Raw genomic sequence first — 20,386 nt, 5'->3', positions numbered from 1 at the left:
AGATCGACCCCAACGCGGATAAGCTTCATGGTGGACTCCTTCTTTCCGAACCGGTTGTGTGGAAACTCCAGTTTGGCACTAACGTGCCCTCAGGGGGAGGAGGAGTCCATCCCATTGCTTCGGGTCGGTTTCGGTCCTTGGTGACAGTGGACCTGTCAGAAATTCTGTGTGCGGGGCCAGAAATCTGTAGTTAGTGAATCGCGTTGGTGAAGCGCTCGCCGAACAGAATGGCGAACTGGTTGGCAGCTTGCTTCCAGACGATCGGAGGCATCTTCCAATCTTTCTCGATATTGCGCAAGGCCAGGAACTTTAATTTGGTGGCCGCTTCGTCGGTCGGGAAGTGGCCGCGGTTCTTGACGATCTTGCGCAGGCGCATGTGCAAGCTCTCGATGGCTTGGTCGTGTAGATGATCCTGCGTACCTCGGGCGGGTAGGCAAAGAAGGGAATCACTTGCTGCCATTGGCGCCACCACATCGCCACCACGGTCGGGAAACGCAATTCCCACGGCCCTGCGGCAAAGCTGTCCAGCGCCGCCGATGCCAAATCCGCGTTGGCGGCCTGGTAGACGGGCTTTAAGGCTGCTGCGAGGTCCTTGCGCTCCTTCCAGGACGCCAGCGTGGTCGAATTGCGGGTCAGGTGCACGATGCAGGTTTGGACCTGCGCTTGCGGATACACGGCCTCGATGGCCTCCGTGAAGCCGCGCAGGCCATCGACCACGGTAATCAGGATGTCTTCCAGCCCGCGGTTCTTGAGCTCGTTAAAGACCTTCAGCCAGAATTTGGCGCCCTCGGTCTGCTCGATCCACAGCCCCAGCACTTCCTTGCGACCGTCGGCGCAGATGCCCAGCGCCGGATACACGGCCTTGTTCTTGACGATGCCTTCGTCCCGAATCTTCAGGCGCAGTGCGTCGAAATAAACGATCGGGTACATCGCTTCAAGCGGTCGCTGCTGCCACTGCGTGACCTCGTCGAGGACTTCGTCGGTGATGGTGGAGATCAGGTCCGGCGACACCTCTGTACCGTACAGCTCCGCAGATGGGACTAAATCTCGCGCACGCTCATGCCACGCGCGTACATGCTGATGACATGGTCATCAAAGCCCGTCATCCGCCGCTGGTGCTTGGCAACCAGCTTAGGCTCAAAGCTCGACAAGCGGTCGCGCGGGATGTCCAGATTGAGTTCCCCGCCTGGCGTCAGCATCTTTTTCGGGCTCGTGCCATTTCGATGGTTTCTGCTGCGCTCGCCTTCGCTGGCAAGGTGATGGGTCATCTCGGCAGACAGCATGCGCTCGGCCAGCATCTTCTTCAACTGCCCGGCCAGGCCGGATTCGCCAAGGATCGATTCAGCGTCCTTGTTCTCAACCTGGGCGAGCAATTGGTCGATCAGCTCGACTGGGAATGGATACGCTGCTTTCTGCATTCTGCTTTCTGCTTCTTCGGCTTCTTGGTGGTCATTTCGTCGATCATCGAACAATCCTTTGGGCATTATTTCATGACCCCGTTCCACACAGAAAATCTGACAGGCTCGCGCGGGGTGAAACAAATTGTAATTCTTCGCCCGATTACATCGTATCAGGATAAGTTAACTCCATTTCCGATACCACCACATGAGAATTTTGTGAATTACAGCGCCCTTTATCGTCCTCTTTTATGGCAAGACATGAGTACGGCTACCTACCTTCCCTTGTCGATGTATGGACCAGGCGCCGGCGCGGCCACAGGGTACGAGAATGCGGTCCTCTTTACTACCAGCTACCCCGGTGCGGAACACGATTCCATTTTCAGCTTCACAGCTTTGGCGGGCGCGATTTACTCTGTCTCGTCGGCCAGTTTCTACGACCCTGACGACCTCATCATCTATAACGGCGACGGTGAAGCCATTGCAATTGATAATCTATCGGGTTTTTACGGTACTGATTATCTGACTTTCGTTGCTCCATATACCGGTATCTATTACGTTAATGCCTCGTGGGTCCAAGGCGACTACTATGGCGAACAGACGGTTACCCTGTCCATTCTGGAAGATCTTGACCCGATAATGGTCACAGCCGTGCGTGGAACGCCGCGGGTCGACGTCCTTGACGGTACTAAATACGATGACGACATGTTCGGTTATGACGGGGCCGACTCGCTGTTCGGCGGTGGCGGCGACGACTATATCAATGGTGGCGCTGGCATTGATGTCGCCTTCTACAATGGCAAGCGTGCTGACTTCACTATATCGTCCTATGGCGACAGCTTCTTCGTCGGCGACCGCTTGCGCACTGAAGGCACGGATTTGCTGGTGAATGTTGAACGTCTTGAATTCGCCGATGTAAGTGTCGCGCTCGATATTAACGGCGAAGGCGGACAGGCGTATCGCCTCTACCAGGCTGCGTTCGATCGAACGCCTGACAAGATTGGGTTGGGCTATTGGATTGCACAGCTTGATAGTGGCGCGAGCCTTGCATCGGTCGCCGGCGCATTTATTGCATCGACTGAATTTAGGGTCTTGAACGGCGCCAGGCCGAGCAATCTCGCGATCGTGACGGAGCTCTACGAGAACGTACTGAACCGGACGCCCGATCAGGCTGGCGTCGTTTACTGGGTGAATGTGCTCGACAAGGGAATGGCATCGCTTGCCGAGGTTCTAGTGGCATTTAGCGAAAGTCAAGAAAACTACACGCAATTGGTTGGCGTGATGACCAATGGTTTCGAATTCCAGCCCTGGGGCTAAGATTACAACTTTCTGGCTAGTCCGCCGCTAGCTTGTAGCTTATTAAAGTTGGCCTGAGTCGCCACAAGTCCACCGCTGCCTTGCCACTGACCCCATGCTTAACGGCATTAAGCCCTACACTGAGCCCCCCCACACTATCCAATAGCTCCGGCGACTGCGCGCGACTGCGAACGTAGACGTCCCGGCCTGCCTCGCGCTCAGTCAGAAGGTGTAAACCGTTACCGCACCTGGATACGAAGGCCGGCATGCTGAGAAAGACGGCTTGCGCTTTCACTCCGGAAGCTAGACAGAGCTGCTCGGACTTGTCACCGTAGATGAGGCTCGTGGTACCAATTTGGAAGCTGCAGACCAAGAGACTCACCACTTCTTGGCGAAATACGATCGCTGGACTCCTGTGTCCGCGTTGGGTCGGATCCAGTACTTCGTGACAGTCTGCGGTTTTTCGACCGCGGCGACCTGCTATGCTGAGCTCAGCTACCCAGGCGCCCGATGCGACGTCCATTGGTATCATCCACACGGTTCGCTTGAGTAGAGCGGTGTTGGTCTTGCATGCACACGGCCCACTTCCGACGAGAAATTGGCAATCTATTAACAGACGCCAGCATCCGCGCATCTTTGACCCGCTTTTGATTTCCATCACGCACTATTTTGTCGACAGTATTTTTGTGCCAAGCTATAGTTTTTCTGTTTCCATGCAGAAAGGATTTTAAAATGTCAATCAATCAACTTGTATACGTTAGCCAAGCCACACGCAAGATGTCCCAAGCCGATCTGGCCGCAATTCAGGAAAAGGCCAAAAACAATAATGCTCCACTCGACGTAACCGGAAGTTTGTTCTACAACGGTGGGTGGTTCTTGCAGGTTCTGGAGGGTCCAGAATCTACCCTTAACGAACTTTACCAAAAAATTGAACTTGATCCTCGCCACAAAAATTCGCGAGTTCTCTACAACGAACCGGCCAAGTTTCGTACATTTCCTCGCTGGAGTATGAACATGACCAATTTGAATGACCGCCAAGCCGACAAATACGATGAACTTGTCGAGGTCTTGGAGGCCGCCCAAGCCAATCGCAGGATCGGGGCAGCCACCCCAGCAGTAGCGTTACTGAGGCTGTTCGCTAGCTAAACAAGCGCTGCTTAATTTGATTTTCAACTTCAGTATGAGCATAAGTTGCTGACTTCGAAGACACATAGGGAAGTGCTAATTAGTTCAGCTTCCCGAAAGTCGGACATTTAAGACCAAAGTTTAAATATAAATTTACCAATTTTTGAATTAATCATCGCTTCCCTAGCTATGAGTATGAATGCGCACTTGCCGCAGAGATGGTCTTACAAAATTGTTTCGCGCTGAATGACCAAGTTCGGCCAGAAGCAGACGTAACGTGAGCATCTAAAGCGACCCGTCTCATTGATCCTGCCATGGTCGTCCGTCTTTTGTGTGTGATGGCGTGATCGGCGCATGTTTCGGCTGCGCCGCAAGTGCTCGAGCAATTCCTTTTTCAGCGCGCCCCGAGCCTGGATATAGAGGCTGCGGTAGATCGTTTCGTGCGACACGTGATAGTCCTCGTCACCCGCATATGCCTGCTTTAGCCAACCAGCGATTTGCTCCGGCGACCATTGGAACTTGAGCTTGTCGGCGACGATGTCGGCCAGCTTCCGGTTCGCTACGAGCTTACACGGCTTGGGCCGTCGCGCCCGATCCCAGACACGCTGCTCGGCCTGGATTGCCCGGTAACCTTCCAGGCCGCCATTTCTCTTGACTCCCGACTCACTGTGGATGAAGCTCGTCCAAGAGAGGTAGCGATAGAACGGATCGACTTGCCGGCTACGACTGCGCGCGATATCTCTTCGCGCTCGACCAATGTGAGCGCCAATCGCGAACGGCATCGTTGCGCTGGACGGATGCCACCTGTTTCCGCGAGAATCCGCATGACAGACGAGTGGTTACGGTCGAACAGCCGGGCAATCTTTTGAAGCGAATCGCCCTGGCGCCATCGCTCCCACATGAGCGCCTTTTGACTGTCCGTGTAGTAAATTCGAGGTCGCTGCTTCATATGAACACTCCTCCATACCTTCTTAGAGTGTTGCGTTCACCAGTTGAATCCACAGTCGGATCTGGTCCTTCCTGACCGTCTGCGATTTTTCCGTCTTGGCGACCTGCTATGCTGAGCTCAACGGCCGGGTTCGGCCAGAAGCGGACGGTGACCAAGCTGAATTAAAGATGCTATTCGCGCTACTAAAAGAGCCGTATCGTGTGGGAAGATTTTTTATCGGATGCAAGAGGATGCAAGAGTATTTTGGACGTGTCTTTCGCCATACGATCTTTACCGCGGTTGAAAGTGGCGCTGATGAGGAAGCATGCAATCTTGGTTAGTGAACGCGTCCTGTTGCGCGCTCGTGACGAATGAGGCATGAACTCCCTCAGCGCGCACGCACGCAGCTTGTGCTACCGATGACCGAACCGCGGCGCGATCGCATAGAACGAGTATGTCGTCGCGATGGAGCCACTTGCAAAGGCGACTGAGCAACAGGTTCCGAACACTGATTGAGGCGCAGCGCCAAGCGCCTGGCTCGAGCGCTTCCCGTCGTCTAGCTCGACTGCGTTTTTTGTTGCAAGAAGAACCGTAACATTTCCTTGCTAGCATTAGGCCCTGCCCTATCGCTATACGTTCCTCTGATATCCCCGCCAGACCATGCATGCCCAGTGCCATGCACGACCCACTGCTCAGCGACGGTATTGCCAGCCGGTCCCTGATAAACGGTTCGGCTATAACGACGCCCGGCGGTTTCTCCGGTCTCTTTTCTAGTGACGATAGGGGCACGCGTGCCAGATGCCGTCGCGGTATAGTAGTTGACCGACTGCTGTACGACTTCGAGGCTGTTGGCCGGGTGTACGGTGAAGTCCTGATCGCCGTGGAAGGCAATCGTCGGAATGCTTGCCATAAGGCCGGCATCCGCCTGGGTGCGACCGCTTGGCCCGTCGCGCATCACCAACATGGCGCCATAGTGGTCGCTGGCGCTGCCATCCGCGAGTCCGGAGTGGCACCCGACTGCGCTGAACAAATCGGAATGGTTTCGCCCCAGTAGGACCGCCATGGCGCCGCCGGACGACATTCCGGCAACGTAAACGCGCGCTATATCGACGGTGTAGTCGTCCATGATCTTGCGCGTCAGGCCTGCGATAAGCACAGGCTCGCCGCCGCCGGTTCGGTGGTGTGCCTGGTCAAACCAATTCCAGCAACGACCCAAGTTGGCGTCCAGCGATTGTTCTGGATAGGCTACCATGCACCCAAATTCCTCAGCCAAATGGTTCATACCTGTCCCAAGCGCAAAATCGTCTGCATCCTGGCCCCCACCATGGAGCATGACAATCAGCGGGACTGGAGAGTCAGTGTAATTACTTGGTATGAATAGTTTATATCGCAAGGATCCCCTGTCACCCACGTACTGCTTCCGAATGAATCTTCCGGACACGCCATGGGCAGCATTGGCAAACGGAAAGCCGAATAGCGGAGCTTGCCGTTGGGATTGAGTAAAAGAAGTCATTGCCTCGAATAAGGTAATCAGCATTGTGTTTCCTCGGAGATGAGAAATCTCATAAGAGTTTCACGAGACTTGCACTTCGCTGCAGCACCGCATATCAGGCAAGGTAGCGCCTCACGCAGGAGAAGCTACGTTGCCTCAGCGAAAAAAGTGTAATCTGCGAAGCCGCAAAGAAAAACGCCCCTTTCGGGGCGCTGTATTACCCAGACAGTGGAGAGATACCAAGCCCGGCGCAGGACTTCTACTTCTTGTTAGCTTGGTTTCGCACTCGACTTGCCCTGTTGTGAACCCTGTTGGCTGCCATGCGAGCCACCTTGCACAGTGCCAGAAATACTTCCGTTGCGCCCGTCAGCTCGAACCTCTGCACCAGCGCTTGCGCCGTCACCGTTGCTTTGAAGGTTGCCGCGGTATGTTTCACCGTTAGAGCGGGCATGTTCGAACGGATTACGGAAGTTCTTCAAGTTTTCTTGCTGGGTACGAATGCTGTTTTGCGTTTCTTCTGTCGCAGCCCGCGCAACCTCTTCGGCCAAGACACTCGCGGTACGCGAGGTCTCCTGGACATGTTGCTGGGCTACATGAGCTTGTTCGACCTGGGATTCAGCTACGATACGGGAAAGTTGCTGCTGGTAGGCGCGCAGCTTTTCAGCGGTTGGCTGGGCGCGCGCAGCTGTGGTTGAGATGATATCTGTTGGACGATTAGTAGTAAAAAGTTGCTGTCCAGCAATATTGGTCTCTTCAAGCAGAGTCTGGCCTAACTGGATGTTCGCTTCCACAATGCTTTGAATAGAACGCGACCATGATTTAGACATGTCGTTCAGAAAGGCAACTTGAGCGTCCAGATGCGTACGAGCTGCAGGAGTAACAGAATGGGAAAATAGGAACATGGATGACCCCTTAATAAGTGTATCCGTTCAATGGATGTGATTGCGCTGCGATCGAGACGGCCGCAGCCGACACTCACATGTGATGCTGCACCGCGCCACCGTCCTTTTCAGTGAAAGCCGCTGACACGAGCTCGTTAGAGTAGACCAATTTGCTGATAGTTCCAGCGTTTTTTTACGAACTTCTGCTAAAAACAACGATTAACGGATTTTATTGGCTTGAGGCTTCGACCCTTGCCCACTAGATTATTGAACAGTGTCACTGTCAATTGCTGCGTCGCACAATCATAGATGTTGAACAATTCATTCCAGCTGCTTATACCAAGGAGTCACGTATTTTTGCCGCACGTCAGATTTGCAGCTCAGCAGGGGGCCGTGCTGGAATAGGTAGAATGCGATGCTGCGAAAGCAAGTCCACGATAGATTTGGGTGATACGAGTTACTTCCTTTAACTCGAGCTCAGGCGAACGTCCGTTATGGGTCGAAAACGGAAGAAGACTTGCAGAGTACGGTTAATTTGCTCTCAAGTTGACGAAGAGATATAAAACGGAGAATGGAATGGAAATAATGATTGTGGTACTCGTCCTTCTGGCACTGGCGATTTTAGTCGTATCGCCAATGCTCAAAGGCTCTAGTCGAGCCAGCACGTATAAAGCGCGGCAGCTGATGACGGATAATGAGGCAGAGTTCTTCGGCCGTTTAGTGGTAGCCCTGCCGGACCATTACATTTTCCCGCAGGTCGCCATGACGGCCCTCATTGAGGCCGCCACCGTTGACAAAAAAACGGCCCATAGTGACCGACTGAGGATCGCGCAACAGCGTGTTGATTATGTAGTCTGCGACAGAAGCTGTAAGGTGGTGGCCGTAGTCGAACTGGATGACCAGACGCACTCGCACAAAAAGGACAAATTGCGGGACGCGCGCCTACAGCAAGCCGGCTTTCGTACCGTGCGTTTTCAGTCAAAGAGCAAACCAAGCACGGAGGTTTTGCGCGCTACCGTACTTCCGGCCGCTGCCGTATCGGAAGTTTCGAAGCCAAGCTCTGTGTACAACTAAACGGGGAAAATTTAAGTACGCTAACTGCCGCTTTCGGCCAAAAGCAGAACTGATGAATAGAGAGCCAAATAAAAAATTTCTAGGCGTCTTACTCGTTGTCTACTGGGCGGCGGTCGGATATTTTCCGTTCGTTCTAATATCGTATTGGCGCGGGTATCATGCAGCAATCGGCTGCCCACAAAATGGCGAATGCTATGTTCCCGGCTCGGAGCATTTGCTCGGTCTAGAACTGATGATTGCAACCGCAGCCATTCTTCTTTGGCCGCTTGCATGCATCAAGCTGTACACAGCTGTGCGGATAGTACTTGCACACCGTTAGCAATATTGCATCGGCGGCAGAGCTTGCACAGGCTGCAATGGACCTTAATTTGCGTTTTACCGCTGAGAAGATGACGAGAAAATCATGAATCGCTTTCGTATCGGGGTGCTCCTGTTTGCCTGCGTTTCAGCGCTCCAAGCGCAGACCTTGGATAAGTCTCCTAACGTTGTCATAGGAACCTACACTTACAGCACCGATGCGGAAAGTCTGGAACAGTTGGGCGACACGGTGTGCTTCTATCCGCGTTCTGGTTCGCGATTTCGGCATACCCGGCCAGCTGATGACCGAAGACTAATGTGGTTTTGCTTCACAAACATCGACGACGCGAAGCGGATGCTGCGCATTCCATCCCCAGCGAAGGTCAGGGAGTGCGGCGTTCAGGGGCAGGCTACCGTGGAAATTGATGAGCACCAAACGGCCAAGCAAGACACGGACGATTTTGACGTCGCGCATCTCGTAGCTGTGCGGCGCGCTAGTAAAGCAAGACCTCTTGTCTGCCCACGTTGAAGGTCTGCTTCGGGTCGGATTCGGGCCTTCCCGAGCGTCGACAAATCGGATTAGTGTAGAGGTGCACGATGGAGTGCATGTTTGCTGCTGGCGGTCGCTCTGGAGCTCATTGGCATGCTTGAGGTCCGTGCCTGGGTAAGTCCGTAGGTAGCTAGACTTGCCTGGTGAGCCTGGCGACCAGCTTGCGAACCAGTGGCGCGACGATCGCGACAGTGGGAAACGCAACCGGCCAGGTGGTTAGACAACTGCGCACCCACTGCCCGGGAAGTCCGGGGTGCAAGCCCTGTGTATTGAGCAATACGAACGCCGAGACGATACTGACCATGATTGCCGACAAGATGGCGCTGAAGAGGATTGGTGCGAAGCGGGCCTGGATTTGCATGGTGACTCTCTTGGTTGAATGTGATTAATGGGTTAGCCAGGCGCTGGCGTACAGCCCAAGGCCGAACACTGCATGGGTGAGGACGCTTTGCAAGCGCGCAAAGGCCGGGCGCGGCGCCCTCGCGGCCGCAATGCCGGCCCCCATTCCAGGCTGCATCAAGAGAAACGGCGCCAGCACAGTGCCGATGCCAAACAACAGAGCCGGACCGATGGTGGGTAGGGCCAGCCAGCCAGGACCGGTGACGGCCAGCAGTAGCGCGGCAAACGCGATCCCGATCAGATAGTGGGCAATCCAGCCGATCACCACCTCACCTGGATACTGCGCAGCCGTAGCGATCGACTTGTGCAGGAACTGGCCCCGCGTCATGTGCCCCAGCCAGCGCCCGAGGTGTCCATAGTTCGGCCGGGGCACGCCCAGCAACAGTTGGCGGACAACGGCCCATACGTCGACTGTCCAAGTGGCGCCCACACCCATGACGAGTACTGCGAATGTCAGTTCCATGATCTTCTCACTGGTTTGCGTTTGTTATGCAGTACTGGTAGCGTACGACTTCAAGTCAACTTGAAGTCAAGGGAAATAACATGGACATTGGGGAAGTGGCACGGCGTTCCGGAATATCGACCTCGGCACTGCGGTTTTATGAGGAGAAGGGATTGATCAGCGCGGTTGGAAGACGGGGCCTGCGCCGGTTGTTCGGCAATGATGTACTGCAGCGGCTGGCCCTGATCAGGCTGGGCCGTGCCGCCGGTTTTTCATTGGACGAGATTGCAGCGATGTTCGGGCCCGATGGTGGTCCGCAGATAGACCGCGGCATGCTCAGCAGCAAAGCGGATGAACTCGATGTCACCATCCGCAAGCTTATCGCCATGCGCGACGGCTTGCGCCACGCCGCCGCCTGTCCGGCGCCGACTCATATGGAGTGTCCGACTTTCCAGCGCCTTCTGGGGCTGCAGGGCGCTGCCAAACTCAACAGATGACCATCCGAGCGAATCGGCTCGCCTGATAGCGGCGCAGCTGCGCACGTTGATGCAAACGCTCGAAGTCGCTGCGTCCAGGATTACCCTTCGGGCTCATATTGAGCTCGCGTCAGCTTGGAGGTCTTGACTCTATGTCACCTGACGGGCTGGGGCAACGGTTAAAGACATCCCCCGCACGATAAGTTTCTAACCTTTGCCTAGTTCTGGTTTATTTGGAACCAGTGTTGCGATCTCATCTAATGGCATCCATGACTTACCATAACCTTTCGATCGAAGTGTCACATGAGCCCTTTCGGGCGCCATTGAAAGTTCACTGATTCGGTCGAAAGTGTCTGGGCCAGTGTTGTCAACCACGTTGTCTGAACAGTTATTATTCTCAGTACTGGTCTGAACGTGACCACAATAATTGAGGGCGTTCTTGCAAGAGTTTCTTATGTGTAAAATTCGTGCTAACCGCAGGTATGTTGAATTGACAAAGAGCAGCCTGATCAGTGACAGTTGTGTGCACAGTTCCCCTGTCCAGCAATGACGTCGGGATCGTCGAAAGGATGCACGAAGTTCAATTGCAGTTCGGTCTCCAGCATATGGGCATGCCTGAACGCGTCGGTATACGATTCCCATGGAGCACGATGTCGACAAAGGCACCGCCGTGCTGCCTCACCGCGTCGATCCTCACGGCGGGTGTCGTAGTTGGCATGACGATCAGCGCGCGGCAGCGCAGCAGCGAGGCCGACAGCGCGACACCTTGCGCATGGTTGCCCGCAGAGGCGCAGATGACGCCACGCTGCCGCTGCGCCGGCTGTAGGATTAACACCCTACTTTTTCACTACGACGTCATCCGACATGCCGTATGGCGATCGCGGCTTCCCGCGCGATCGCCCGAAAATTATCATAAAAACAAGCGTTCAGTTCGGCAACGCACGGAAGAGGCGGCCAACAAGAGAGAAGATGGGTCATCGGGAAAGCAGCCAGCACGCAGGTTTGCACCTCCCTCACCAAAGCGAAAGAATCATCATGCTATATACCATTGCAATCATCCTCCTCGTCCTGTGGCTGCTCGGCATGGTCACTTCCGTGGCCGCCGGTGGACTGATCCACATCCTGCTGGTCGTTGCCGTCGTCGTCATCCTGATCCGCCTGTTCACGGGCCGAAAAGTGCTTTGACGAACACCAGCTCGTAATTGAAAAAGGCCGGAACCTATAAGGATTCCGGCCTTTTGTTTTTGGAGATGGCGCGACGTCGTTGCGCACTCAGGCTCGATTGAATGGGCGCAGATGGAGCACCGTTAACTCCAAGACCGTCGTTCCCGCGCAGGCGGGAGTGACGTTTATTCAGGTGCGGGGATGGGTACAGCTAGCGAATCCGATGGCGTTGCTATCCGTCCTTCGCTCTACATCTCCGGCGCATGGCATTCGAAATGCAGCCGATCATGCCACACGCCCCCAAGCTCGAAACTGCGCCGGGAATGCCCGAACTGCACAAACCCATTACGCAGCAACACGCGCCTCGACGCCTCGTTATCGACGCGGCAGTCTGCTTCGATCCTTGCCAGGCGCAGCTTGACGAAGGCGATGTCGAGGATTTGACGCACCGCTTCTCGGGCGCAGCCCTTGCCGCACGCGGATTCGCCGATACGGTAGCCCAGGACGGCCGAATGAAAATGTGCCCTCTTCACCGCACTCAGGTTTGCCCTGCCCAATATCGCCCCGGTGTCGTCCTTGAGCAGGAACTGGTAACCGCGGTCGACCATCGCGTCGGCCATCGCGCTGCTGATCGACGCCTGCACGCCCTCGAGCGAGTAGTAGCCGGCGGGCCGCGCATTGATGGTCGCCTCAAAAAAGGGGCGGTTGTCCAGCTCGAAAGCAAGCAGGGACGCGGCGTCAAGATGCGCTGGCGGGACCAGGATCATCACATCTCCGCCCACATCCGCAACAGGTTGTGATAATGCCCCGTGATGCCGACTACCGCTTCGGTTTCGCCATGCGCCGCGCGCAGCTTCTGGATATTCGCGTCCAGCTCGAACAGCATCGCGCGCCTGGCATCGTCGCGCACCATGCTCTGGGTCCACAGAAAAGAAGCCACCCGCTCGCCGCGCGTCACCGGCAGCACCTGGTGCAGGCTCCCCGACGGATACACGATTGCATCGCCTGCCGGCAGTTTGACTTCGTGGGTGCCGTAGGCGTCGACCACCACCAGCTCGCCGCCATCATAGTCTTCAGGCTCGCTCAGGAAGACGGTGGTCGAGACGTCCGCGCGCACCGGCGGCAAGCCGCCGCGCTGGGCGCGCACCGCGCCGTCCACGTGCAGGCCGTAGTGCTCTCCCCCGCCGTAGGCATTGAAATACGGCGCCAGCACGCGCAGCGGCAGCACGCTGGAAAAGAACAGCGGGTTGGCCATCAGGGCGCTGCTCACCGCCTGCCCCAGTTCCACGGCGAGCGGCGAGCCTTCCTTGAGCTGGCGGTTGCGTTTCACCCGTGCGCCCTGCGGGCCGACGCTCTCGCGGCCGTCCACCCATTCCGGCGCCCCCTCCATCCGCGCGCGGATAGTGGCTACCTGCCCGCGCGTGAGCACACCAGGAATATGCAGCATCATGATTCGATTCCTTCGACGAAGAAAAAAGCCCTCCCGATAATATCAGGAGGGCGAATCCGGTTGCCCGGCGGGGGTGGTGCGGGAGAAATCAGAACTTGAGGTTGGCCATCAAGCTGGCCGAACGGCCGGCGCCCACGCCCGCATAGTGCGGCGACGAGACGCGGTCGAAGTACAGCTTGTCCGTCAGGTTCTGGATATTGAGCTGGAACGACACGCTCGGGTTCAGGGTGTAAGTCGCCATCGCATCGAAGCGGGTATAGGCTGGGGCGAACTTGGTGTTGTTGATGTTGGCGAACTGGCGGTCCGCGAAGTTGGCGCCGCCGCCGACCGTCAGCGATTTGTTCAGCGCATAGGTCGTCCACAGCGAGGCGCTGTGCTTTGGCGTGGTCGGGAAGGCATTGCCGTTGAACGGCGACGGGGTCCAGCGCGGGCTTGCCGTGGTGCCGGTGTTGACGAAACCGTTGTCGGCAATGACGCCGTCCAGGTAGGTGTAGCCGCCGAACACGGTCCAGGCAGTGGTGAGGCGGCCCGAGAAGCCCAGCTCGACGCCCTTGAGTTCCTTGCGGCCGACGTTCTGGGTGGTGCCGTCCGGTGCGGTGACGCGGGCATTGTCCATGTCGCTCTTGAACACGGCTGCGCTCAGCGACAGGCGGCCACCCGGCAGCACTTCCCACTTGGTGCCCAGCTCGATGTTGCGGCTCTTCTGCGGCTGCAGGTTCTGCACTGCCGCGGTGAGCGGATCCAGGCCGTCGCCGCCGTCGTTGCCCGGCGGCGTGGCCGACGTGGCCCAGGACAGGTAGACGCTGCCGTTGGCCTTCGGCTTGTACACCAGGCCGGCCTGGTAAGTGTCGAAATTGGTATCGACCCGTGCACGCACCGCGGCGGTGGTGCCTGCGGCCGGGGTATGCAGCTCGGTGCGGAAATCATCCCAGCGCGCGCCCAGGTTCAGCTGCCACTGCGGGGTGAATTCGATGGTGTCGAAGCCGTATACGGCGCGGGTGCTGGTCTCGACGCTGGTCAGCAGCGGCGACTGGGCGCGGGTGTAAGCCCAGGGTTCGTACGGGTTCGGGTTGACCAGGGTGGTGCAGTTGTACAGGGTCGGCGCGCCTGCGGTCGGGCAGGTGAAGGTCTTGGTGAGCGGGTTGTTGGTGCCCGGGGTGAAGACATAGCTGCCGCGGTCCGTCTGCTCGCCCGAGAACTCGACGCCGACGTTGAAGCTGTGCTTCATGCCCGCCGCGTTCCAGGTGCCGCCCAGGCTGGTGGAGTTGGCGATGGTCTCGGTGTCGACCACGCGGGTGTTGGCGCGGCGCCAGACGGTGCCGTACAGGGCGACATTGCCCTTCGAGTCGTCCGGCTGGGTCCAGACATAATCCTGGCCGCTCTTGCCGTAGCGGGTCACGTTGCGCAGCGCCAGGCTGGGGCTGAACTCGTGGTGCAGGTCGACGGTGGCGACATCGGTCTCGGTGTCGCGAAAGTCGCGGTTGGCCAGGCCGTAGAAGGCTTCGCGGTCCACAGTGTACGGGGTGCCGCCGCCATTGCGGGCCACATTGGCGCCGGTCGTGAACGGGTTATTGAACGGGATGCCGGTGTCCGGGATCTCGCTGCTCTCCATGTGGTAATAGCTCAGGGTCGCGCGGGTGGGGCCGGTAAGGCCGAAGGTGACGCTCGGGGCGATGCCCCAGCGCTCGCCGCCGACCACGTTGCGGCCGGCGACCTTGTTTTCGTGGGCCATCACGTTCAGGCGGAAGGCGGCGTTGTTGCCCAGAACGCGGTTCACGTCGCCGGTAACGCGGCGATATTGGTCGGTGCCGATGCCCACGGTGGCGTTGTTGAAGTCGTATTCCTTGGCGGTCTTGGTGACGATGTTGATGCCGCCGCCGGCCGACGAGCGTCCGCCCAGCGCCGAGTTTGGACCTTTGACCACCTCGATCTGCTCGATCGCGAAGATCTCGCGCGACTGCGAACCCGAATCGCGCACGCCGTCGACATAGGTGTCGGTCTGGGCGTTGTAGCCGCGGATGAACAGGTTGTCGCCCACCGGGTTGCCGCCTTCGGCGGCGCCGATGGTAATGCCCGGCACGGTGCGCAGTGCGTCGGTCAGCGATACGGCGCCGGTCTGCGAAATCGTCTCGGACGTGACCACGGTGATCGATTTCGGGGTGTCCAGCAGCGGCGCGGTGAACTTGTCGGATGCAGAGCGGTTCGGACCCTGCACCGAGCGGTCCGGGCCGGTTCTGACGATCACTTTCGGCAGGTTGGCGTTATCAAGCAGCTCAGGCGCTTCGTCGGCATGGGCCAGCGGCATCGCCAGCGTGGCAAGCACGGCCAGCGCGGGACCCGACAGGGCCGGCGCGGAAAGACGGGTGTGCTTCTGGGTGTGCTTCTTGCTCTTGATGAAGGGGCTGCTGGCCTGCGGCGTAATCGTGGTCATGTTTTTTTTGGTCGTGATTGTCGTCAAAGTGGCGGACGAGTAAATTAATCGGTCTGAATATAAATGAGAACGATTCGCATTATCGTTTCTATTGCGGATTTTTGCAAGCCTGGATGAGCTCTTCCCGCGGTTTGTCCCTCCGAGGGGGGGCTTGTGTCATGGCATGTAGCCGAATCAACTACAATAACCGGGACTAGGGTTTATCATGACCTTCAACACACCTTTCCAAAAAAGAGAATCCCCAGCGCCATGCGTCGTCCTTCCAAAGATTCATCCCCTAAACTGTCCGCCGAAAGCCAGCGTCTCGTCAGCGTCGCGCAAGCCATCATGCAGGCCGCCAGCCGCGTCGAGGAACGGACCTGGGAGCGCCAACTGGACACGCAACTGCAAAAGCTGCTCAAGACCAACCACCAGGACAGCATCGACGCCGCGCTGAACGCCCTGTTCAAGGACGATCTCGCCTCGTACGACGTGCTGATGGATGCGGTCGAGGCGGTCAGCGAATCGGCCACCATGGTGGAGCAGCAGGACGGCAAGGAAGTCACCTGGCAGGCCCTGCTGGTGGCCGCGCCGGTGCTCGCCTGGACCCGCTTCAATATCGCCTCTGGCAACATCCCTGGCGACATGCTGGCCACCCTGCAAGCGCATTTCTCGGCCCACCTGCTCGCCGAAGGCACCCGCCTGGCGATGGCGCCCTCGCTGTACTCGATCGACCAGTTGCCGCGTACCCATGCCGAAACCTATGCGTTGACGCACAAGCTGGCTGGCGCCGCCCACAAGGGTACGACGATCAAATCCGCCACCCGCGTGGAAGAAACCGCGCCGTTCCTGGCCGACACCCGCTATCTGCTGGTGGCGATCATCGCGCCGATGGGCGCGCCGATGTTCCGCTGGCAAGAGCCGCAGCACCACGTCGGTTTCGCCGAAGAACGCAACCGCGCGCTCGAGCAATGGCGTGCCCAGGGCACCGCCAACATCGCGCGCCTGATGCCGGGCTGCGGCGTCGAGCTGCTGCTGCCGGAAGCCTATTACGTGGCCTGCCGTGAAGCGGATAAATTGATCCGCCCCATCTCGATCCGCGCTGCCGTGCACTACCTGACCCACACGCTCGACGTCGAAGCCTCCGACCTGCGCGCCGTGATCGCCGGCTTCGGCGAAGAGGCGCCGGATATCCAGATCGACGAATACCGTGTGTCGTTCACGATCCGCCAGGACACCGACGTCATGTACGGCATCGTCTGGCCGCTCTACGGCCAGGAAGATGAGAACGGCACCCCGATGGAAGGCCCGTTCGCCATCGCCCCTGCGACGCTGACCCCGATCAACGACATCGTGGCCCACCTGAACGAAGCCGGCATCACGCACATCAAACGGATCAGCGAACGCTACCCGGCCGAGTACTGCGACGACTGCGGCGGCCCGCTGTTCGCCGACCCGACGGGCGAGCTGGTGCATGCCGAGATGCCGGAAGACGCGCCGCCAGGGACCGAGCACTTTCATTGATGTGCTGTCCGCGCGGCCTGCCGGCCTGCGCGGGTTTTTCCATCGTCAGCATGGGGAAAGCGGAAATGAATCACGGCAGCGCAAGTTACCCTGCGGCTGCCGTGTAGAGATCGGCCCGTGCAGCGGCCTGGGACTGCTGCTAGCGGCGGATGGTCTTGATGACCTTGGTGGCGAAGTCGGCGACATTGCCGGCATGCCAGCGCCAGACGATCACGAGATCATGATCGGGCGAGACGAGGATGGTATTGCTGCCGGCTCCTTGCGCCGCATAGGCATTGGTCGGCATGCCCGGCAGATTCTTGCCCTTGGTATTGAGCCACCAGAGATAGCCGTAGTCGGGCCCGTGCGCACTTGGCGTCAAGGCGGCCTTCACGTAGTCCGGCTGCACCACCTGCTTGCCGTTCCATGCGCCGCCGCGCAGCCACAGGTAGCCGAAGCGCGCCATGTCCCAGGAATTGATCCACATGCCGCCGCCCCAGCGCGTGCCGCCGCTGACCGATGCTACCGGCTTGCCGTTCAGGTCCACGTAGCTGTTATGGTAGGGAACCCATTTCCAGCTATTGGAGGCGCCGATCGGGTCCATGATTTGCTGCTGGAACACCTCCGGCACCGGCTGGCCGAACACGCGCAGCAGCGACAGCGCGAAACGGTTGATGCGCACGTCGTTGTACTCGTAGAAGCTGCCCGGCTGCCCCAGGGTGCGTGGCTTGCGCTCGCCCGCGCCGAAGGCCGCCTTGCCGATGAAGTCGGCATTCTTGCCGAACAGGCTGCCTTCCCACTCGGATTCCTGCTGCAGGTGCTGCTTCCAGGTGATCCCGGCGTTCTGTGGCGACGTATAGCCGCCGTCGTTCACGCGCGTCGCGACCGCTTCGTCGACTTTGATCCGACCATCGCGCACGGCCACGCCCGCGACGGTTGCCAGCATGCTCTTAGCCACCGAATAGGTCGGGTCGACAAACTGCGTGTCGCCAAATTCCGCCACCACATAGCCTTTATAAATTACCAGCCCGTTGGTGCGGGCGCGCTGGGTTGGCATCGAGCCGAGGCGGGCACCAAAAGTAGCTTCCTGGTCCGAGAAATCCACGGCGCGCGTGGTTTCGTGCGACTGCGCGAACTGCACGGCAGCGGCGAGCGCTGCGGGATCCATGCCGAGTTCGGCAGGCGACTTGCGGGCCCACTCGCCTTGCGGCGGGAAATAAGGAGAGGCAATGGGCGATGCAGCGCCGGCGGTGGCCGGCAGCAGCGCAGCCAGGCACAAGGCCAGCAAGCTGCGGCGGGAAACAAAAGTCATGAAGTGGTCCATTGGGAATATGGGGAACGGATCAGGCTGGAGTTGTAGTAGCGCTTCTCGCCCGTGACTTCCTGGCCGATCCAGTCGGGCTTGTTGAATTCGGCGTCTTCGGACGGCAACTCGATTTCGGCCACCACCAGGCCGGCGTTCTCGCCCAGGAACTCATCGACTTCCCAGGTGAAGCCGGCGTGGTCGATGCGGCGCCGGATTTTTTCGACCAGCGGCCGCTCGCACAGGGTGTCGAGCATTTCCTCGGCGTCAAGCAGGGGAATGGCGTATTCCCATTCTCCCCTGCTGGCGCCGACGTTCTTGCTTTTGATGGTGAGCACACCGGTGTTGCCCTCGATGCGCACGCGCACCGTGCGCGCCGGATCGGTGTTCAGGTAGCCCTGTCGCAGCAGGGTTGCCTCGCCCAGCGCACGCCAGGCTTCGCCTGCAACCAGGAACTTGCGCTCGATCTCGACGCCCACTTGGTCAGTCCAGCGACTGCAGGATCGGCTGCAGGATTGCCGCGCCGAGCGCCGCGCTACGCGCACCGTTCCAGCCGGTGTGCGGGTCCGGCAGGTCGGCATTGTCCTTGAACGGCATTTCCAGGGTCAGGGACAGGCATTTGAAGGTATGGCCGATGTACTTCGACGCCAGCGTCAGGAGCTCTTCGTTGTACTTGCTGGCCGCGTAGCCATAGACGTTCTGGAAGTCCGGGCTGGCCGCCATGTATTGCTGCACGAAAGCGCTTTGGCGCGCCTGGCGTTCCGGCGTGAAGTCCGCCAGCATCTCGTTGCCGGCCACGAAGTTGTACGGCAATGCCTCGTCGCCATGGATGTCGAAGAACATGTCGACGCCAGTCTCATGGATCTTGTTCTTCACGCACAGCACTTCGGGGCTGCGCTCGAGCGAAGGCGTCATCCACTCGCGGTTGAGGTTGGCGCCGGCCGCGTTGGTGCGCAGGTTGCCGCGCACCGATCCGTCCGGGTTCATGTTCGGCACGATGTAGAAGACGGCGCGCTGCAGGAGTTTGCGCGAGACCGGATTGGAACTGTCGAGCAGCGCATCCATCATGCCTTCGACATACCACTCGGCCATGGTTTCGCCCGGATGCTGACGCGCGATGACCCAGATCTTCTTTTCCGCTTGCGGGTTGCCGATCACGACCAGGTTCATGTCGCGGCCCTCTAAGGTGGTGCCGATATCGAGCACGCGCGCGATCGGGTTCTCGGCGACTTCACCCAGCAGGCGCAGGTGGCGCTCCCAGGAATAGGGCTCGAAATAGGCGTAATAGATGCTGTCGAGCTCGGGCGTGTGGTTCACCGTCATGACCTGGCCATCAAACGTGGTCGGCACACGGAACCAGTTTTCGGTGTCGTAGCTCGCCGCGACCTGGTAGCCCTCGAAGCCCTTCGGATAAGTCGCCTGGCCGGCATTGAGGAAACGCATCGTGCAAGCTTGGCCACGCGCGCCCTGCAGGCGAAAGTGGAACCACTGGTGGATGTCGGCGTTCGAATCGGCACGCAGGTTCAGGTCGATCGCCTTGGCGTTGGCGGCGCTGACGACGTCGATGGCGCCGGAATCGAAGCTCTGGCTGATTTTGATGGGCATGGTGAATCCTTCATTGTCGGTTCAAACGAATCGCATCCTACCGGACTGGCGCGGGCCGATACTGCGCGCACCTGGTCCCTTGGCGCTGGATCATTGCGCGTCGAGGTCGATCAGGTCCCTGGCGGCGTACATTCCCATGATCTGGCGCATCAGCTCGACGTTGCTGCGGTCCAGCACCACCGTCAGGTCTTCCTTGCTGTTGAGCGCAAAGTGCATGCGGATCGCACCAGGCAGTTCCTTGCACATCACGTATTCAACGCGCGGGGTGTAGGGATTGTCCCAGTCCTGCTGCGTGATGACGGGCGGCGCAGGTGGCGCCGCCAGTTGCGGATCGCGGTTGACCGGCAGGTGCTTGAGCAGCCAGAACACGATCGTGGCAGGCAGCTGGATGCACACGTCGCTGGCGCCCTTGGTGGAGAACTTGGTGAGCAACAGGTTACCGACCCGGTCGCACGACATGGAGATGCTCTTGGCTTGACGAATTACCGCTGGTTTCACGACGATGTCCCTGCTGAAAAGGTTGAAAAAGGCGCAGCGATTCTACCGCATCCCATCGCCCAATTGTGTGGTATCAGAAACAAAACGGGGAGCCGG

The 20,386-nt window shown here is 58.6% G+C and carries 18 protein-coding genes and 3 pseudogenes; 7 read left to right on the top strand and 14 right to left on the bottom strand.

Features of this window, described 5'->3' with window-relative positions; genetic code table 11:
* Positions 1–190: 190 nt before the first annotated feature.
* Positions 191–1,453, bottom strand: a pseudogene (locus AC56K1_RS12935) (IS256 family transposase).
* A gap of 37 nt (positions 1,454–1,490) precedes the next feature.
* On the opposite strand from AC56K1_RS12935, the gene AC56K1_RS12930 reads away from it, so the two are divergent.
* Positions 1,491–2,714, top strand: coding sequence for a DUF4214 domain-containing protein (locus AC56K1_RS12930; protein ID WP_497158244.1), 1,224 nt, complete (start codon positions 1,491–1,493; stop codon positions 2,712–2,714).
* A 711-nt stretch (positions 2,715–3,425) separates the two neighbouring features.
* Positions 3,426–3,839 (top strand): BLUF domain-containing protein, encoded by a 414-nt coding sequence (locus AC56K1_RS12925; protein ID WP_497158243.1) that lies wholly within the window; start codon positions 3,426–3,428, stop codon positions 3,837–3,839.
* 284 nt (positions 3,840–4,123) lie between these two features.
* Here AC56K1_RS12925 and AC56K1_RS12920 read toward each other — a convergent pair.
* From AC56K1_RS12920 to AC56K1_RS12910, 3 genes and pseudogenes are all read right to left on the bottom strand, one after another.
* Positions 4,124–4,767: pseudogene (locus tag AC56K1_RS12920) on the bottom strand (transposase); the annotation flags it as partial.
* A gap of 535 nt (positions 4,768–5,302) precedes the next feature.
* Entirely contained in the window at positions 5,303–6,283 is a 981-nt protein-coding gene (locus AC56K1_RS12915) for an extracellular catalytic domain type 1 short-chain-length polyhydroxyalkanoate depolymerase (RefSeq protein ID WP_497158242.1), read from the bottom strand.
* Positions 6,284–6,507: 224 nt separating this feature from the next.
* A complete protein-coding gene (locus AC56K1_RS12910) occupies positions 6,508–7,140 on the bottom strand; it encodes a phasin family protein (protein ID WP_497158241.1) in 633 nt (210 codons plus the stop codon).
* 555 nt (positions 7,141–7,695) lie between these two features.
* On the opposite strand from AC56K1_RS12910, the gene AC56K1_RS12905 reads away from it, so the two are divergent.
* A complete protein-coding gene (locus AC56K1_RS12905) occupies positions 7,696–8,193 on the top strand; it encodes a DUF2726 domain-containing protein (RefSeq protein ID WP_497158240.1) in 498 nt (165 codons plus the stop codon).
* 403 nt (positions 8,194–8,596) lie between these two features.
* On the top strand, positions 8,597–9,019 hold the full coding sequence (locus AC56K1_RS12900) for a hypothetical protein (RefSeq protein ID WP_497158239.1): 423 nt from the start codon (positions 8,597–8,599) through the stop codon (positions 9,017–9,019).
* 151 nt (positions 9,020–9,170) lie between these two features.
* Here AC56K1_RS12900 and AC56K1_RS12895 read toward each other — a convergent pair whose 3' ends face one another.
* Together AC56K1_RS12895 and AC56K1_RS12890 are read right to left on the bottom strand one after the other, a co-directional pair.
* The gene (locus tag AC56K1_RS12895; RefSeq protein WP_497158238.1) at positions 9,171–9,401 is read right to left on the bottom strand and encodes a DUF2798 domain-containing protein; all 231 of its coding nucleotides are present in this window, start codon (positions 9,399–9,401) and stop codon (positions 9,171–9,173) included.
* A 24-nt stretch (positions 9,402–9,425) separates the two neighbouring features.
* Complete coding sequence (locus AC56K1_RS12890) at positions 9,426–9,902, bottom strand: DUF2938 domain-containing protein (protein ID WP_497158237.1); 477 nt, start codon at positions 9,900–9,902, stop codon at positions 9,426–9,428.
* Positions 9,903–9,982: 80 nt separating this feature from the next.
* Here AC56K1_RS12890 and AC56K1_RS12885 point away from each other — a divergent pair, with 80 nt between their 5' ends.
* Positions 9,983–10,378 (top strand): helix-turn-helix domain-containing protein, encoded by a 396-nt coding sequence (locus AC56K1_RS12885; RefSeq protein ID WP_497158236.1) that lies wholly within the window; start codon positions 9,983–9,985, stop codon positions 10,376–10,378.
* A 512-nt stretch (positions 10,379–10,890) separates the two neighbouring features.
* Here the strand turns inward: AC56K1_RS12885 and AC56K1_RS12880 are convergent.
* Positions 10,891–11,183 (bottom strand): annotated as a pseudogene (locus AC56K1_RS12880) (pyridoxal-phosphate dependent enzyme); the annotation flags it as partial.
* Positions 11,184–11,392: 209 nt separating this feature from the next.
* On the opposite strand from AC56K1_RS12880, the gene AC56K1_RS12875 reads away from it, so the two are divergent.
* The gene (locus AC56K1_RS12875) at positions 11,393–11,542 is read left to right on the top strand and encodes a lmo0937 family membrane protein (RefSeq protein ID WP_497158235.1); all 150 of its coding nucleotides are present in this window, start codon (positions 11,393–11,395) and stop codon (positions 11,540–11,542) included.
* 227 nt (positions 11,543–11,769) lie between these two features.
* Here the strand turns inward: AC56K1_RS12875 and AC56K1_RS12870 are convergent, their stop codons facing one another.
* From AC56K1_RS12870 to AC56K1_RS12860, 3 genes are all read right to left on the bottom strand, one after another.
* Positions 11,770–12,288 (bottom strand): GNAT family N-acetyltransferase, encoded by a 519-nt coding sequence (locus AC56K1_RS12870; RefSeq protein WP_497158234.1) that lies wholly within the window; start codon positions 12,286–12,288, stop codon positions 11,770–11,772.
* Positions 12,288–12,971 (bottom strand): Fe2+-dependent dioxygenase, encoded by a 684-nt coding sequence (locus tag AC56K1_RS12865; protein ID WP_497158233.1) that lies wholly within the window; start codon positions 12,969–12,971, stop codon positions 12,288–12,290. Before AC56K1_RS12865 ends, AC56K1_RS12870 begins: the two co-directional genes overlap by 1 nt.
* Positions 12,972–13,059: 88 nt before the next feature.
* Complete coding sequence (locus AC56K1_RS12860; protein ID WP_497158232.1) at positions 13,060–15,402, bottom strand: TonB-dependent receptor; 2,343 nt, start codon at positions 15,400–15,402, stop codon at positions 13,060–13,062.
* 249 nt (positions 15,403–15,651) lie between these two features.
* Here AC56K1_RS12860 and AC56K1_RS12855 point away from each other — a divergent pair, with 249 nt between their 5' ends.
* The gene (locus tag AC56K1_RS12855) at positions 15,652–16,905 is read left to right on the top strand and encodes a DUF2863 family protein (RefSeq protein WP_497158231.1); all 1,254 of its coding nucleotides are present in this window, start codon (positions 15,652–15,654) and stop codon (positions 16,903–16,905) included.
* Positions 16,906–17,044: 139 nt separating this feature from the next.
* Here the strand turns inward: AC56K1_RS12855 and AC56K1_RS12850 are convergent, their stop codons facing one another.
* The 4 genes from AC56K1_RS12850 to AC56K1_RS12835 form a co-directional block, all read right to left on the bottom strand.
* Positions 17,045–18,196, bottom strand: coding sequence for a serine hydrolase domain-containing protein (locus AC56K1_RS12850; protein WP_497158230.1), 1,152 nt, complete (start codon positions 18,194–18,196; stop codon positions 17,045–17,047).
* Entirely contained in the window at positions 18,193–18,666 is a 474-nt protein-coding gene (locus AC56K1_RS12845; protein ID WP_497158229.1) for a CYTH domain-containing protein, read from the bottom strand. The genes AC56K1_RS12850 and AC56K1_RS12845 overlap by 4 nt, the downstream gene beginning before the upstream one ends.
* Before the next feature lie 4 nt (positions 18,667–18,670).
* Positions 18,671–19,792, bottom strand: a complete 1,122-nt coding sequence (locus AC56K1_RS12840) for a M14 family metallopeptidase (RefSeq protein ID WP_497158228.1) — start codon at positions 19,790–19,792, stop codon at positions 18,671–18,673.
* Between the two features lie 90 nt (positions 19,793–19,882).
* A complete protein-coding gene (locus AC56K1_RS12835) occupies positions 19,883–20,290 on the bottom strand; it encodes a hypothetical protein (protein WP_497158227.1) in 408 nt (135 codons plus the stop codon).
* Positions 20,291–20,386 lie beyond the last annotated feature (96 nt).

It is taken from the genome of Telluria sp. ZB4P37 (assembly GCF_059685855.1).
This window is presented reverse-complemented; position numbering and strand designations above follow the sequence as displayed.